The sequence below is a fragment of the Embleya sp. NPDC055664 genome, assembly GCF_053618075.1.
The window spans coordinates 334,227-349,735 of sequence record NZ_JBSHGZ010000007.1; the positions used below are offsets into that span (position 1 = coordinate 334,227).

Below are 15,509 nucleotides of genomic sequence, written 5' to 3' on the forward strand. Positions count from 1 at the left end.
ATGACCTCCGACCGTGATGCGCTGCTCGAACAGATCAAGACCAAGGCCGTCGTGCACGGCCGGGTCGTCCTGTCCTCCGGTCGGGAGGCGGACTACTACGTCGACCTGCGCCGGATCACCCTGGACGGTGAGGCCGCGCCGCTGGTCGGCAAGGTCATGCTCGACCTCACCGCCGACCTGGACTTCGACGCGGTCGGCGGGCTGACCCTGGGCGCCGACCCGGTGGCCGGGGCGATGCTGCACGCCGCCGCCGCGCAGGGCCGCAGGCTGGACGCGTTCGTGGTGCGCAAGGCCGGCAAGGCGCACGGCCTGCAGCGCCGGATCGAGGGCCCGGACGTACGGGGCCGCCGGGTGCTCGCGGTCGAGGACACCTCCACCACGGGCGGCTCGGTGCTGACCGCCGTCGAGGCGCTGCGCGAGGCCGGCGCCGAGGTCGTCGCGGTCGCGGTGATCGTCGAGCGCGGTGCCGCGCCCACCGTGGAAAAGGCCGGCCTCGAGTATCGGGTCGCCTACCACCTGGAAGACCTCGAACTGAATTAGCGGCCCCCCGCCCGCGCATTCCGCCGTCGGCCGTCCCGTGTGATGCCTTGCGCATTCATGGGACGGCCATTGCTTTTTTCGCCGTCTCGGATATTGTCGAACCAGTTCCGACGTCGGCGCATCCGCCGACCGGACTTCCCGGGGGGGAAGTATGAATTCGTCGTGTATGCCGCCCTGCACGCGCTCGCCGCGCTGTCGCGGCCGAGTCGTCCTGCGCCGATCGGGGCGTTGAACACCTCTGCCCTTTCCCCTCGGGCCGCCGGGTCGGTTCCCCGTCCGACCCGGCGGCCACCTTCGCCTTCGGCAGCCTCCGAGTCCACCCCGCTCCCGGTCCCCGTCCGGGGGCGGGGTGTTTTGCATTGCACCGACCGCCCGGCGGCCCGACGCACGGCGAAGCGGAAAGGTTGTACGCCCGCGTATTTCATTCCGGTCAATTGCCGGTGTCGTACCCGGAACACCCTCCGGGACGACAAAAAGCGGCGGCGCGCCAATGCGCGCCGCCGCTTCGGAGCGTATGTGTTCAGTTACCCGAGGAAGCCGCTTCGCGCTTCGCCTCCCGCTTGCTGCGCACGACCTCGATGATGATCGGCAGCACCGAGATGAGCACGATGACGAAAACGCCCGGCAAAAGATATTTGTCGATGCTGCTGCCGATCGTGTCACCGAGCTTGTAGCCGAGCAGGATGATGCCGTCGGTCCACACCAGGCCGCCGATGACGTTCCAGAGGAAGAACGTCCGGGCCGGCATCTCCAGCACTCCGGCAACCGGGTTCAGGAAGGTGCGGACGATCGGGATGAACCGGGCGAGCAGCACCGCCTTGGCCGGGCCGAACTTCTCGAAGTACTGCTCGGCCTTGGTCACGTACTCGGCCTTGAACAGCTTCGAGTCCGGTTTGCTGAACATCTTCGTGCCGTAGCGGGCGCCCAGGAAGTGGCCGAACTGGGCACCGGCGATCGCGCACACCGGTGCCCCGAGGAGCAGCCAGGGCAGCGAGATGGATGTGCCGACGATCTCCTCCGCCGACGAGGACGCGGCGACGCCGGCCAGGAACAGCATCGAGTCGCCGGGGAAGAAGAACCCGACCAGCAGACCCGTCTCGGCGAAGATGATCGCGAGGATGCCGATGAGTCCGAACGTCGAGATGAGGGACGTCGCGTCGAGGACGTTGACAGCTTGGAATTCCACCTTGTGAGGGTAGTGCGCGTGCGGCCCGGGTGGTCACCCGTCCCCGCTCCGGGGCACGCATCATTACCGGGTCGGGACGTCCGGCGGCGATCGAGGGCCGTTTTCGGCGGCGTCCGCATCTGCGCGGACACACGTACGTACACAGAGTCAGGGGTAGCACGTGGGCAACGAGCGGCTGGTGGTGATCGGCGGTGACGCCGCCGGGATGAGTGCGGCCTCGCAGGCCCGGCGGCGGCGCGGCGAGGACGACCTGGAGATCGTGGTGATCGAGCGGGGCCGGTTCACCTCGTACTCCGCGTGCGGCATCCCGTATCTGGTCTCCGGGGACGTGGACGGCCCCGACGCATTGATCGCCCGTACGCCCGACGAGCACCGCAAGCGCGGGATCGACCTGCGCCTGGGTGTCGAGGCGGAGGGTCTGGACCTGGATCGCCGCACGGTGGAGATCCGCGACCTGACCACCGGCAGGCCCGATCGGATCGGCTTCGACCAGCTGGTCCTGGCCACCGGCGCGGTGCCGATCCGGCCGCCGCTGCCCGGGATCGACGCACCCGGCGTGCACGGGGTGCAGACCCTGGAGGACGCCCGCGAGCTGATCGAGTGGTTGGCCCCCGAGCACCGGCGGGCGGTGGTGATCGGCGGCGGCTACATCGGCATCGAGATGGCCGAGGCGATGGTCCGCAAGGGCCTGGCGGTCACCGTCGTGGACCGCTCCGCGCAGCCGATGTCCACCCTGGACCCCGACATGGGCGCCCTGGTGCACGAGGCCATGGAGGGCATGGACATCGACGTGGTGACCGAGACCGAGGTGGTGGGGATCGAGGTGACCGACGGTCGGGCGAGCGCCGTACTGACCGCCGACGGCCGTTTTCCCGCCGACATCGTGGTCCTGGGCCTGGGCGTGCGCCCCGCCACCGAACTCGCCCGCGCGGCCGGCCTGCCGCTCGGCGCGAGCGGCGGGCTGACCACCGACCTGCGGATGCGGGTCGGCGTCGACGGCGGGGCCGAGGGCATCTGGGCCGGCGGCGACTGCGTCGAAGTGCTCGACCTCGTCTCCGGCCGCCGCCGGCACATCGCGCTCGGCACCCACGCGAACAAACACGGCCGGGTGATCGGCACCAACATCGGCGGCGACTACGCCACCTTCCCCGGCGTGGTCGGCACCGCCGTCAGCAAGGTGTGCGACCTGGAGATCGGCCGCACCGGCCTGCGCGAGAAGGACGCGGCGGCGGCCGGCTTCGAGTTCGTCACCGCGACCATCGAGTCCACCGGCCGGGCCGGCTACTACCCGGGCGCGCGGTCGATGCGGGTCAAGATGATCGCCGAGCGCATCACCGGCCGGCTCCTGGGCGTACAGATCGTCGGCCGCGACGGCGCCGCCAAGCGCATCGACACCGCGGCCGTCGCGCTCACCCACCGGATGACGGTCGAGGAGATCACCTCCCTCGACCTGGGCTACGCGCCCCCGTTCTCCCCCGTCTGGGACCCGATCCTGGTTGCCGCCCGCAAGGCGGCGCAGAAGGTCGCCGAGGATCGCTGACCCGCCCCCGGCCCCCGCCGGCCGGGGGGTCAGCTCGTCGGCGGTTTGTAGCCGGAGAGATCGAGGGACGCGACCACCCGGTCGGCGATGTCGGAGCCGGCCGGGAGCCCGATGGTGTGGATGTACACGCCCTGGTCGACCAGCCACCACAGCCGGATGTCGTACGGCCCCACGTCGGCGCATGTCACGGTCCAGGAGCGGTACTTCGCGGGGTACCCGGCGACCGTCACGGTCGACTTGGCGGTCAGCCGCACGGTCGATTCCCGGTGCGCCGGAGGCGTGACGGGGACGCCGTCGCGCATGCACGACGGCCGCGGCGGTCCGCCGTCGTCCTTGTCGACGGTCCCCGTCGAGGGCCAGCTCCCCGAGGTGTCCGGGACGGGCTCGACGTTGACCCAGGCGCCGTGACCCAGGCAGTCGCCGGTGTACGCGGGGTCGGCGAGCACACACTCGTGCCGGGCGTCCTCCCGCACCACCCGCCACGACGGCTGGGTCCGGAACTTCACCGCCGAGACGTCGTCGGACCTGGGCTTGGCGGACGAACCGGGAGCGGTGCTCGCCGGCTTCGACGACGGCGGCCGGGTCGTCGGGCGGTTGTCGGATCGGGTGTCCTCCGACCCCGCCGTGCTCGACGCCGGCGTCCGGTTCGCCTCCGGGACGTCTGTCGCGGCGATGTCCGTCGGCGGCGCCGACGTCATGCCGGGGGAGGGGGTCACGAACACGGTGGGCAGTGGCGTGGACACCCGGGACTGGAGCGGCGTGCTCCGGTTCGTGGTGGGCGCCTCCACCAGGGACACCGCGCCGACGGCCGCCGCGGTCAGGAGCACCGCGGCCAGCGGCAGCCCGATGGTCTTCCACCGGGAGGGTGCGGCCCCGTCGGGGTGCGGCGGTGACGGCGGTCGCAGCCGGCACACGGTGACGGTGTCCGCCCGGGCCGCCATCGCCGCGCGCAGCAGGTCCTCCACCGATTCGTCGCGCGCATTGTGTTCGGTCACGACTGTTCGTCCTTCATGAGTTTTTCGAGGGCGTCGATGGCACGACTCGCCGTGGACTTCACCGCTCCACGGGAGAGTCCGAGCGTTTCGGCGATCTGCGCCTCCGTCATGTCCGACCAGTAGCGCAGCACGAGCACCTCGCGCTGTCGCGGGGCCAGGCGCTGCACCGCGCCGAGCACCCGCAGATGTTCCTCGGACAGCACCACGGCGTCCTCGGGCGAGGCGGCGGCCGGCTCGTGTGGGGGAACGTAGGCACGGGCCGTGCGGCGCCGGCGCAGCACGGAGCGGGAGAGGTTGACCACCGACGTGCGCAGGTAGGCCATCGCGTTGTCGACGTCGTCCAGATCCTCGCCGAAGCGGCGGTACAACGCGGTGAAGGCGTCCTGGACCACGTCCTCGGCGGTGCCCAGGTCGTCCACGAGCAGGATGGAGAGTCGGACCATGCCCAGCCGTTGGGCGTGGTAGAGCTGGGTCAGGCTCGGGCGGGCAACCGGTTCCTCCCGGCCGCCCCGCAGGATGCGCAGCCGCGGTCGGCGCGTTGCGGCATCGGCCGTGGCGTCCTCGGACGCGGACTCCGGCGATCGCTCGCCGCCCCCGAATGCCGGCATGCTCAGCAGCGCCACGGCCCCGCCGCCCCCTTTGCTGTCATCGGACCGCCCCCACCCCATGTGCACGGCCCGTGTCCGGTAGACGTCTCGACGCGCCCCGGGTTGCGCCCGCCGCCGAAGTCCCTGTGCATGACAGGGGTGTCCCCTGGGGAAGGTGGTGGGAAGAAAACGAAGACGCGTTCCGTGGGTCGTGATCCGCCGCTCTCCGCTTGCCCCTTCACCTACCAAGCAGCTTGTCCGATGGGATGGTTGCGTCCCGAGTGAAAGTCCGTGCGGAAGATTTTTCCGAGCCCGGTGTGGCCTCTGTGGCACCGCTTCGATGATCCGTCGGATCCTCGGTCCGCTCCGCCGAACGTGGCGGACTGGATGCGGTGTCGATCAAGTCGGTCTGCCAGGATGGGCGGCAAGCGGGGATACGGCCATCCGTGTCCGAAACCCTCATATCACCGCCGGCTCGAGCAACAAGGAGCACACGCATGCCCATCGCAACTCCCGAGGTCTACGCCGAGATGCTGGACCGGGCCAAGGCCGGTCGATTCGCCTACCCGGCGATCAACGTGACCTCGTCCCAGACTCTGAACGCGGCGCTGCGCGGGTTCGCCGAGGCGGAGAGCGACGGCATCGTCCAGGTGTCCACGGGCGGCGCGGAGTTCCTGTCGGGCACCACCGTCAAGGACATGGTGGTGGGTTCGGTCGCGTTCGCCGAGTACGCGAAAGTGATCGCCGAGAAGTACTCGGTGAACATCGCGCTGCACACCGACCACTGCCCCAAGGACAAGCTCGACGGGTTCATGCGCCCGCTGATCGACATCTCCGCGGAGCGTGTGGCCAAGGGGCAGGACCCGCTGTTCCAGTCGCACATGTGGGACGGCTCGGCCGTACCGCTGGCGGAGAACCTGGAGATCGCCCGTGAGCTGATCGCCAAGTGCGCCGCCGCGCGGATCGTCATGGAGCTGGAGATCGGCGTCGTCGGCGGCGAGGAGGACGGCGTCGCCAACGAGATCAACGACAAGCTCTACACCACCGCGGCCGACGCGCTGGAGACCGTCGAGGCGATCGGCCTGGGCGAGCAGGGCCGTTACATGCTGGCCGCGACCTTCGGCAACGTGCACGGCGTGTACAAGCCGGGCAACGTCAAGCTGCGGCCGAGCATCCTCAAGGACCTCCAGGACGCGGTCGGCGCGAAGTACGGCCGGGAGAAGCCGTTCGACCTGGTCTTCCACGGCGGCTCCGGCTCGCTGCTCGAGGAGATCCGCGAGGCGCTGGACTACGGCGTGGTCAAGATGAACGTCGACACCGACACCCAGTACGCCTTCACCCGCCCGATCGTCGACCACATGCTGCGCAACTACGACGGTGTGCTCAAGGTGGACGGCGAGGTCGGCAACAAGAAGCTGTACGACCCGCGTTCGTACGGCAAGGCGGCCGAGACCGGGATGGCCGAGCGGGTCGTCGAGGCCTGCCGCGACCTGCGCTCCGCGGGCACCCGGATGAAGTAGTCGACACCCGCGATCGGCGACGATCCGCGCAGAGGCCCGCGACCACGAGGTCGCGGGCCTTTGCGCGTGATGGGCGATCATGGGGTCCATGACCATCGACCAGAACCTTTTCGGCGGACCCGATCCCACCTACCTGCCCGAGGAGTCCGAGCCGCTGGCGCTGCTCGTGGACGGCGTTCCGGCGGCCGAGGTGGCCGCGAAGTTCCCGACCTTCTCGCTCGCGTGGGCCGACCTGGCCGACGAGGCCTTCGAGCGGGGCAGCGTGATCGAGTCCTACGCCTACGCGCGGGTGGGCTACCACCGCGGACTGGACGCGCTGCGGCGGGCGGGGTGGCGCGGGCACGGGCCGGTGCCGTGGGAGCACGAGCCGAACCGGGGGTTCCTGCGCTCCCTGCATGCGCTTGCGCGGGCTGCGGGGGCCATTGGTGAGGAGGAGGAGTACTCGCGCTGCACCATCTTCCTGCGGGACAGCAGTGCGACGGGGGCCAACGTCCTGGAGGGCTGAGCACCCGGCCTCCGGCCGAGGTGGCCTCAAGCGCCGGCCGGGCTGATTGGCCTCAAACGCCGGCCGGGCTGAGTTTGGCCTCAAACGCCGGCCGGGCTGAGTTTGGCCTCAAACGCCGGCCGGGCTGGTGGGTTTGCCTGGCCGGCGTTTTTGGGTGGCTGCTGGTTGGCTGTGCCCGTGTGGGGCGCGGTCGCTGCGGTGTTATGCCGGGACGAACAGGCGCCAGGCTGTCGGGCGTACCGTCCAGGTGCGCAGGTGGACCGGGCCGGTGGGCATTCCGTCGGCGGCGTAGGTGAAGTCGCGGCCGCGTACCGTGATTTCGTGTGCGCGCAGTTGTACCGGTGCGTCGAGGACCGGGTTGGGGCCGAAGCGGGACGTGCCCGGGTGGCCGGTGATCATCACGGTCGCGGTGCCCGCGCCGTTCGAGCCATTTGCCCCGTGTGTTCCGTTTCGGCCGTTGTACCCGTTCACTGTGACTTCCGTCATCCTCGGGCCGGGCGTGCTCGACCCGTCGCAGCCCAGGTGCACGGACAACACGGGGCGATCCGTGTCGGCCACGACCCGACCGTCCGCCTCGATCCGCAGCCGGTGTCCCGAGGGCCCGACGGCGGCGCCGACGGTGCTCGACACGGTTCGCGCGGCCTGGTCCCACAACCCGCGCCAGCCGCGTCCGGACATGCCCGTGACCGGCCCGACGCGGCCGGCGCGCACGCCGTGTCCGATCCGGACCGAGCGCAGCGCGAGGCCGCCCAGGTCGTCCGACAACAGGTCGAAGGAACGTTCGTTCTCGCCCAGTGCCACGCGTGCCGCCTTGGCGGGCTCGGCCGGCAGGCCCAGCGCCTCGGCGAGCCCGTGGCCGCTTCCGGTGTCGATCGGGACGATGCCCAGCGGGGTCTCGCCGAGCTCGCCCGCACGATCCAGTAACCGCGCGACGGCGTGTACTCCGGCATCCCCGCCGATCACCACGACACGCCGACGCCCCCGCCGCGCGAGGGCGCGCTGCAGGTCGGCGGGGTCGGTGGGAATGACGATCTTGCTGGGGGCGCAGGCCCGCAGAACATCGAGCGCGACCCGGACGGATTCGCCGTCCGCCGAGCGAGCCGCAGGGTCCGTGATCACGAGCAGCGAGCGCTCGGCCGACACCGGTCGTCCTTCCTCAGGTAACCTCTCCCCGCAAGAGCCCCTTGCCGCGCATCGCGTCAAGGGGCTTGGACCGTCCGGGGCTCCCGTTGTCAAACATGCCCCGCCTGGAAGGGGTGTACGCCTCATGCCCGCACTCGTACTCGTCGGCGCCCAATGGGGAGACGAGGGCAAGGGGAAGGCTACCGACCTGCTCGGCGGATCCGTCGACTACGTGGTTCGGTACCAGGGCGGCAACAATGCCGGCCATACCGTTGTCATCGGCGATCAGAAGTACGCCCTCCACCTGCTGCCCTCCGGCATCCTCACGCCCGAGTGCACGCCCGTCATCGGCAACGGTGTCGTGGTCGACCCGGGGGTGCTGCTGCACGAGATCAGCACCCTGGTCGAACGTGGCATCGACACCTCCAAGTTGCTCATCTCGGGCAATGCGCACCTGATCACGCCGTACCACCGCACTTTGGACAAGGTGACGGAACGGTTCCTCGGCAAGCGCAAGATCGGCACCACCGGACGCGGCATCGGCCCGTCCTACGCCGACAAGATCAACCGGGTCGGGATCCGCGTCCAGGACCTGTTCGACGCGGGCATCCTGACCCAAAAGGTCGAGAGCGCGCTGTCGGACAAGAACCAGATGCTGGTCAAGATGTACAACCGCCGCGAGCTGAAGGTCGAGGAGATCGTCGAGGAATACCTCGGCTACGCCGACCAGCTGCGGCCCTACGTCGCCGACACCACGCTGGTCCTGAACCAGGCCCTGGACCAGGGCAAGGTCGTCCTCCTCGAGGGCGGTCAGGGCACGCTGTTGGACGTGGACCACGGCACCTATCCGTTCGTCACCTCGTCCAACCCCACGGCGGGCGGCGCGTGCGCCGGATCCGGCATCGGCCCGACCAAGATCACCGGCGTGATCGGCATCCTCAAGGCGTACACCACGCGCGTGGGTGCCGGCCCCTTCCCGACCGAACTCTTCGACGAGGACGGCGAGGCGCTGCGCCGGATCGGCCACGAGCGCGGCGTGACCACCGGGCGCGACCGGCGCTGCGGCTGGTTCGACGCGGTCATCGCGCGGTATGCCACGCGGGTCAACGGGCTCACCGACTTCTTCCTGACCAAGCTGGACGTGCTCACCGGGTGGGAGCGGATCCCGGTCTGCGTCGCGTACGACATCGACGGCGTACGGCACGACGAACTGCCCATGTCGCAGACCGACTTCCACCACGCGAAGCCGATCTACGAGATGTTGCCGGGCTGGACCGAGGACATCACCGGCGCGCGCACCTTCGCGGATCTGCCGGGGAATGCGCAGGCGTACGTCCGGGCCCTGGAGGAGATGTCCGGCGCCCCGATCTCGGCGATCGGCGTCGGCCCCGGCCGCACGCAGACCATCGAGATCAACAGCCTGCTGCGCGGCAAGTAGCGCAGGGCTTCGAGGCCACGCGGGGTCCTGCCGACACACTGTCGGCAGGACCCCGTGATCGGTGACAATCTGTCGCTTCGGACGGCGTTTGCCCGGCCTTAGGGTGGGCCGCATGAGCACTCTGGACCCGGCGGCCGGGAAGGCCGTCTACGACGCCGACCGCGCCCACGTCTTCCATTCCTGGTCCGCACAGGGGCTCATCAGCCCGCCGGCGGTCGCGGGCGCCGAGGGTTCCTACTTCTGGGACTACGACGGCAACCGATACCTGGACTTCGCGTCCCAGCTGGTCAACACCAACATCGGACACCAGCACCCCAAGGTCGTCGCGGCGATCAAGGCACAGGCCGACAAGCTGTGCATGGTCCAGCCGGCCTTCGCCAACGACGCCCGCAGCGAGGCCGCGCGGCTGATCACCGAGCTGGCGCCCGGCGACCTGAACCGGGTCTTCTTCACCAACGGCGGCGCCGAGGCGAACGAGAACGCGATCCGGATGGCGCGGCTGCACACCGGCCGGCACAAGGTGCTCTCCACCTACCGCTCGTACCACGGCGCCACCGCCAACGCGATCGCGCTGACCGGCGACCCGCGCCGCTGGCCGAACGAGACCGGCGTGTCCGGCATCGTGCACTTCTGGGGCCCGTACGCCTACCGCTCCGCGTTCCACGCCGACGGCGAGGCGCAGGAGTGCGAGCGCGCGCTGGCGCACCTGGAGAACACCATCGTGTTCGAGGGCGCCCAGACGATCGCCGCGATCGTGCTGGAGACCGTGGTCGGCACCGCCGGCATCCTGGTGCCGCCGGCCGGCTACCTCGCGGGTGTGCGGGCGCTGTGCGACAAGTACGGGATCATCTTCATCGCCGACGAGGTGATGGCCGGGTTCGGCCGCACCGGTGCGTGGTTCGCGGTGGACAACTGGGACATCACCCCCGACCTGATCACCTTCGCCAAGGGCGTCAACTCCGGCTACGTCCCGCTCGGCGGCGTGATCATCTCGGACCGGATCTTCGAGACCTTCCGCGAGCGCCCCTACCCGGGCGGCCTGACCTACTCCGGTCACCCGCTGGCCTGCGCCGCCGCCGTCGCGACGATCAACGCGATGCGCGACGAGAAGATCGTCGAGAACGCCAAGTGGCTCGGGGAGAGCGTGATCGGCCCCGAACTGCGCGCGATGGCGACGCGGCACGCGAGCGTCGGCGAGGTGCGCGGCCTCGGCGTGTTCTGGGCGATCGAGCTGGTCAAGAACAAGGAGACCCGCGAGCCGCTGGTCGCCTACAACGCCGCCGGCCCCGCCGCGCAGCCGATGAACGAGTTCACCGCGGCGTGCAAGGCACGCGGCCTGTGGCCGTTCGTCAACATGAACCGCACCCACGTGGTGCCGCCGTGCACGAGCACCGAGGCCGAGGTCAAGGAGGGCTTGGCCATCCTGGACGAGGCGCTGACCGTCGCCGACGCGTTCTGCGGGTAGCCCTTCGCACTGCGTGCAACCCCTTCGCGAACCGGGCCGTACCCGCGCCGACTTCGGCACGGGTACGGCTTTTTCGCGTTTCCACCCCCGGTGTTCGCCGTCCGATCACCCTTTCGGGCACCGACTCCCGGCGTCCCGGGCGAAATCGGATGGGCACGTTGCTCCCCAAATCGGATATCGGTTCATATGATCGACGCGATCGACTTGATCGGACGGGTGCCCGTCGGCGCGACGGTGCCGACGGCCGGCGAGAAGAGACCGCGTGCAGTCGGCACAGGGCAGTGTTTTAGACGGCGGCCTGCTTCTCGGCCCGGCCGATCCCGGCGGTGCTCAGGCCCCGTTGCGGCGGATCAGCCTGCGCCAGGAGATCGCCGAGGTGTTGAGCGACGACCTGGTGACGGGCCGGCTGCCGGCCGGTACCTCGCTGACCGTCAACGAGACCGCGCAACGTTTCGGGGTGTCGGCGACCCCCGTGCGCGAGGCGCTGATCCAACTGGCCGCGCAGGGCCTGCTGCTCGGCGGCCACCATCGCGGCTTCCAGGTCTGCCGGTTCACCTGGACCGACTTCGCCGAGATCGTCGAGTCGCGCCGACTGCTCGGCGTGCCGCTGATCGGCCGGATCGCCCGGACCGCGCCGGACGAGGCGATGCCGGTGCTGCGCGCGCTCGGCGACCGACTCGACGGCGCGCACTGGAACGGCGACGTGTCCGAGGTCGCGTTGCTCGACCGGCGGTTCTTCGGCGAACTGGGTCGCTGGAGCGGCAATCGCCGACTCGCCGACGTGCTCGCGGTCTTCCGGGTCCAGGCCTGGATGTACATCGTTCCCTACCTGCGCGACGCCCCGCCGACCGCATCGGGCTGGGGCCGCTATCGCGAACTCGCCGACAAGGTCGCCGCGCGCGACGCGGAGGGATCGATGGCGCTGATGCGCGACTACACCTCGGCCGGTCGCCGGCTCGCCCGCGAACTCGCGGACGCGCACTGACGCTTGCCCATGGGATGCGGGCCGGCGCGGTGGCGGTACGGTGGCGCCGGTAACCGCCGCGTGGGATCGACAGGACCGGGAGCTGCACCGTGGATTGCGACGTCTGGCTCGTTCCGCTGGTGGACGCGCTGTGTCACAACCCGGAGAATCCGTTCCGCGACGAACTGGCCGCCTACGACGCCGCACTGGTGGGCCACGGCCTGCCCACCGTGCCGGTGCGCACCTGGCAGCCGGGCACCGCCGAGGTGCGGCTCGCGGGCGCGTTCGACCACGAGTCGCTGCACTACCTGCGCCGCGCCTACCTGCTGCATCGCACGGGGTTCCCGGTCACCCCGGTGGAGCGACTGGGCGAGGACTACGACCGCCTCCTGGAGACCTTCGAGGCGGCCGCCCAGTTCTCCCACCTGGTGTGGCACTACGACCACGCCGGCGCCTACCTGCCGATCGACTTTCCGCAACCGCTGATGGACGACCCGCTGCCCGAGGAAGGCGGGCCGCTCGGCTCCAGCCTGGGCATGCTGCGCGAGCTGGAGGACCTGGCCCCGTACATCGGCGTGGACCTGCTCGACCCGCCCAGGCCGACGCCGACCTACGACGGCGCCCCGTTCGCCCGCGAACGTTTCGTCTGGGCGACCCTGTACGCCGCCGCCCAGGAGAGCGTGACCCTGGGCGCGATGGTCGTCTTCGCCTGAGCGCGGGGGCATCCGCCGCCGGGCGTGCCACTAGGCTGCCCGTGTGAAGGTCCTCGTGATTGGCAGCGGTGCCCGTGAGCACGCCCTGTGCCGCTCGCTCTCCCTCGACTCCGCGGTGTCCGCCGTCTACTGCGCGCCCGGCAACGCCGGCATCGCGCAGGTGGCCGAACTGCGCCAGGTCGACGCCCTCAACGCCGGGGACGTCGCCGACCTCGCCCAGCGCCTCGGCGTCGACCTCGTCGTCGTCGGCCCCGAGGCCCCGCTGGTCGCCGGGGTCGCGGACGCCGTGCGCGCGCGGGGCATCGACTGCTTCGGCCCGTCCGGCACCGCCGCGCGCCTGGAAGGCTCCAAGGCGTTCGCCAAGGAGGTGATGGCCGCCGCCGGCGTGCCCACCGCCCGCAGCTACGTGTGCACCACCGCCGAGGAGGCCGACCGCGCCCTCGACGCGTTCGGGCCGCCCTACGTGGTCAAGGACGACGGCCTCGCCGCCGGCAAGGGCGTCGTGGTCACCGACGACCTCGACGTCGCCCGCGCGCACGCCGCGTCCTGCGACCGGGTGGTGATCGAGGAGTTCCTGGACGGCCCCGAGGTCTCGCTGTTCGTGCTCTGCGACGGCGACGACGTGGTGGCCCTCCAGCCCGCCCAGGACTTCAAGCGGGTCGGCGACGACGACGCGGGCCCCAACACCGGAGGCATGGGCGCCTACACCCCGCTCCCGTGGGCCCCCGAGGGCCTGACCGAGGACCTGGTGCGCACCGTCGCCCAACCCACCGTGGACGAGATGCGCCGCCGCGGCACCCCGTTCTCCGGCGTGTTGTTCATCGGTCTGGCGCTCACCTCGCGCGGCCCGCGTGTGATCGAGTACAACTGCCGCTTCGGCGACCCCGAGACCCAGGTCGTGCTGGCGAGCCTGGCCACCCCGCTGGCCGGCGTGCTGCACGCCGCCGCGACCGGGCGACTGGGCGAACTGGAGCCGCTGCGCTGGCACGAGGGCGCGGCCGTGACCGTGGTGGTGGCCGCCGAGAACTACCCCGCCACCCCGCGCACGGGCGACCCGATCAAGGGTCTGGCCGAGGTGGCCAAGCTCCCGCACACCTACGTCCTGCACGGCGGCACCCGCCGCGGCGAGGCCGGCGAGGTGTTGTCCTCCGGCGGCCGGGTGCTCTCCGTCACCGGCACCGGGGCGACCCTGGAGCAGGCCCGGGAGCGTGCGTACGAGGGGGTGGCCCTGATCGGCCTGCCCGGCTCGCACCACCGCACCGACATCGCCGCCAAGGCGAGCCGGGGCGAGATCTCGGTCGCCGGCTACCGGCCCCAGGGCTGAATTCGGCCGTTCGGCCCCTTTACCGGTCGGCTCAAACCCACACAGCCGTCCGGCCCCGGATCTCACTCGCAGGGATGGTGTTCGGCCCGAAGCGGCTGAACACCAGAACTCGTCGCATTATCGTGCGAGCACCGCGGGTCGTGACCGACGACCCGGACGAGTGATCCCCGGATCCAGGATCGGATGGGGGCGATGCGTGTGGGCGAGTCGGCCGAACCACTGGCGCTGGCCGAGGCACGCGCGCGGGCGCGCGCGGTGCTGTGGGTGCGCAACGGTGCCGTCCTGGCCGCGCTGACGGCCGCCGGCCTGCTGGTGTACTGGGCCTCGCGCACGTTCGGCGAGAGTGCCCCGGCTACGCTGCTCGCCGCCTTGGCGGTGGCCATCGTGGCCGTGCTCGGGTGGGTCGCGCTCGACCTGGCGCTGGTGCGCCGCACCGGTGTCCCGGCGGTCGTGCTGGCCCCGGACGACGCGCCGGAACTGCACACGATGGTGCGCGAGCTGGCCGAGCGCCTGAACGTGCCGGTGCCCGACGGCATCCGCCTGTGCCCGGAATGCGACAGCTGGCTGGAACCCGACCCTCGCCGACCCCGACGCACCGTCCTGGTGGTCGGCGCGCCGTTCCTGTGGTGGCTGCGGGTGGGCGAGCTGCGCGCCCTGCTCGCCCCGGTCGTGGCGGGCACCGAGGCGTCCGCCGAACCGGTGGTCGCCGGTGCCCGCCGCTGGGTCCGCCGCCTCGACGCGGTCGCCGACGTACGGCGCCCGCTAGGCCCGGCCCCGCTGCGCCCGGCCCGCCGGCTCTCCCGCTCCTTCGCCCGCCAACTGCTCGGCCTGTGCCAGGGCCACGCCGAACTGATGGAGCGCGAGATCGCGGTCGGCGCGGCGGCCCTGGCCATCCCGCTGGAGCCCGAACTGCGCGCCACCGCGCACGAACAGGTCGGCCTGGCCTACGCCGGCTGGGACCGCCTGCTGACCCGGCTCGCCGCTCCCGCCTGGGCCATCGGCCGCCGCCCGGACGCGCTGATGGCGGGCGTGGTCTCGGCGCTGACCGAGTTGTCCCGGCGGGACAAGCTCGCCGACGCGTTCGGCGCCCGCCTGGCCGAGCGGGCCGCCGGCGACCTGCTCGCCGACCCGGTGGCCATGGACGGCGAGATCTCCCGGCTCGCGGCGGGCATCTTCGCCGACGGACCCACCCCCGAGCCGGTCTCCTGGGCCGACTACCCCGACGCGGTCATCGAGCCGGTGTGGCGGGCCCGCGCAGCGGCGTTCGCGGCCCCCGTCGACGATGCCCTGGCGGTGCTGCGCCGGGATCCGGACGAGGACCACCGCAAGGCCGCCGACCACCTGTTCGCGGTGGTGGCGTGCGCGGCCCTGGACACCGGCCGGATGCACCCCGCAGTGGACTGGCTGGACGGCCCGGTCCTGGTCGACGGCTCCGGCCGCGCGGTCGACCTGGCGACGCTGATCACCCGTGCCGTCGACGAGCGCAACGACGCCCCGCTGCGCGCCTGGCTGGCCCGGATCGGCATCGCCACCCGCGAGCCGGTCCACCCCGACGGTTCGGCGGCCTGACGCCCTCGGGTCCGCGGTGGGGCCCGTGAAAGACTCACCCT

14 protein-coding genes are annotated in these 15,509 nt (G+C 71.3%); 10 read left to right on the forward strand and 4 right to left on the reverse strand.

Annotated elements, in window-relative coordinates; translation table 11 throughout:
• On the forward strand, positions 1-540 hold the full coding sequence (gene pyrE / locus ACWGR4_RS15850; protein ID WP_126636590.1) for an orotate phosphoribosyltransferase: 540 nt from the start codon (positions 1-3) through the stop codon (positions 538-540).
• A 520-nt stretch (positions 541-1,060) separates the two neighbouring features.
• On the opposite strand, the gene ACWGR4_RS15855 is transcribed toward pyrE, so the two are convergent.
• Entirely contained in the window at positions 1,061-1,726 is a 666-nt protein-coding gene (locus ACWGR4_RS15855) for a DedA family protein (protein WP_078976160.1), read from the reverse strand.
• A 160-nt stretch (positions 1,727-1,886) separates the two neighbouring features.
• On the opposite strand from ACWGR4_RS15855, the gene ACWGR4_RS15860 reads away from it, so the two are divergent.
• Positions 1,887-3,266 carry an FAD-dependent oxidoreductase gene (locus tag ACWGR4_RS15860; RefSeq protein WP_452133533.1) on the forward strand — a complete coding sequence of 460 codons (1,380 nt, stop codon included), beginning with the start codon at positions 1,887-1,889 and terminating at the stop codon, positions 3,264-3,266.
• A 29-nt stretch (positions 3,267-3,295) separates the two neighbouring features.
• Here the strand turns inward: ACWGR4_RS15860 and ACWGR4_RS15865 are convergent, their stop codons facing one another.
• Entirely contained in the window at positions 3,296-4,261 is a 966-nt protein-coding gene (locus ACWGR4_RS15865) for a hypothetical protein (RefSeq protein ID WP_452133532.1), read from the reverse strand.
• Complete coding sequence (locus tag ACWGR4_RS15870; protein ID WP_452133531.1) at positions 4,258-4,884, reverse strand: SigE family RNA polymerase sigma factor; 627 nt, start codon at positions 4,882-4,884, stop codon at positions 4,258-4,260. Before ACWGR4_RS15870 ends, ACWGR4_RS15865 begins: the two co-directional genes overlap by 4 nt.
• A 461-nt stretch (positions 4,885-5,345) precedes the next feature.
• Between ACWGR4_RS15870 and fbaA the strand changes: the two genes are divergently transcribed.
• Positions 5,346-6,368 carry a class II fructose-bisphosphate aldolase gene (gene fbaA, locus ACWGR4_RS15875; protein WP_380003446.1) on the forward strand — a complete coding sequence of 341 codons (1,023 nt, stop codon included), beginning with the start codon at positions 5,346-5,348 and terminating at the stop codon, positions 6,366-6,368.
• 88 nt (positions 6,369-6,456) lie between these two features.
• Positions 6,457-6,873, forward strand: a complete 417-nt coding sequence (locus ACWGR4_RS15880; RefSeq protein WP_380003447.1) for a DUF3151 domain-containing protein — start codon at positions 6,457-6,459, stop codon at positions 6,871-6,873.
• A gap of 201 nt (positions 6,874-7,074) precedes the next feature.
• On the opposite strand, the gene ACWGR4_RS15885 is transcribed toward ACWGR4_RS15880, so the two are convergent.
• Complete coding sequence (locus tag ACWGR4_RS15885; protein ID WP_380003448.1) at positions 7,075-8,016, reverse strand: diacylglycerol kinase family protein; 942 nt, start codon at positions 8,014-8,016, stop codon at positions 7,075-7,077.
• 124 nt (positions 8,017-8,140) lie between these two features.
• On the opposite strand from ACWGR4_RS15885, the gene ACWGR4_RS15890 reads away from it, so the two are divergent.
• From ACWGR4_RS15890 to ACWGR4_RS15915, 6 genes are all read left to right on the forward strand, one after another.
• Positions 8,141-9,433 carry an adenylosuccinate synthase gene (locus ACWGR4_RS15890; protein WP_380003449.1) on the forward strand — a complete coding sequence of 431 codons (1,293 nt, stop codon included), beginning with the start codon at positions 8,141-8,143 and terminating at the stop codon, positions 9,431-9,433.
• Between the two features lie 112 nt (positions 9,434-9,545).
• Positions 9,546-10,898, forward strand: a complete 1,353-nt coding sequence (locus ACWGR4_RS15895; RefSeq protein WP_452133530.1) for an aminotransferase class III-fold pyridoxal phosphate-dependent enzyme — start codon at positions 9,546-9,548, stop codon at positions 10,896-10,898.
• Between the two features lie 262 nt (positions 10,899-11,160).
• Positions 11,161-11,883 (forward strand): GntR family transcriptional regulator, encoded by a 723-nt coding sequence (locus tag ACWGR4_RS15900; RefSeq protein ID WP_380003452.1) that lies wholly within the window; start codon positions 11,161-11,163, stop codon positions 11,881-11,883.
• Positions 11,884-11,972: 89 nt separating this feature from the next.
• Positions 11,973-12,575 carry a hypothetical protein gene (locus ACWGR4_RS15905; RefSeq protein WP_380003454.1) on the forward strand — a complete coding sequence of 201 codons (603 nt, stop codon included), beginning with the start codon at positions 11,973-11,975 and terminating at the stop codon, positions 12,573-12,575.
• Positions 12,576-12,618: 43 nt separating this feature from the next.
• Positions 12,619-13,899: a phosphoribosylamine--glycine ligase gene (purD, locus tag ACWGR4_RS15910; protein WP_452133529.1), complete on the forward strand. Its 1,281-nt coding sequence runs from the start codon at positions 12,619-12,621 to the stop codon at positions 13,897-13,899.
• 192 nt (positions 13,900-14,091) lie between these two features.
• Positions 14,092-15,468: a hypothetical protein gene (locus tag ACWGR4_RS15915; protein ID WP_452133528.1), complete on the forward strand. Its 1,377-nt coding sequence runs from the start codon at positions 14,092-14,094 to the stop codon at positions 15,466-15,468.
• Positions 15,469-15,509: the final 41 nt, after the last annotated feature.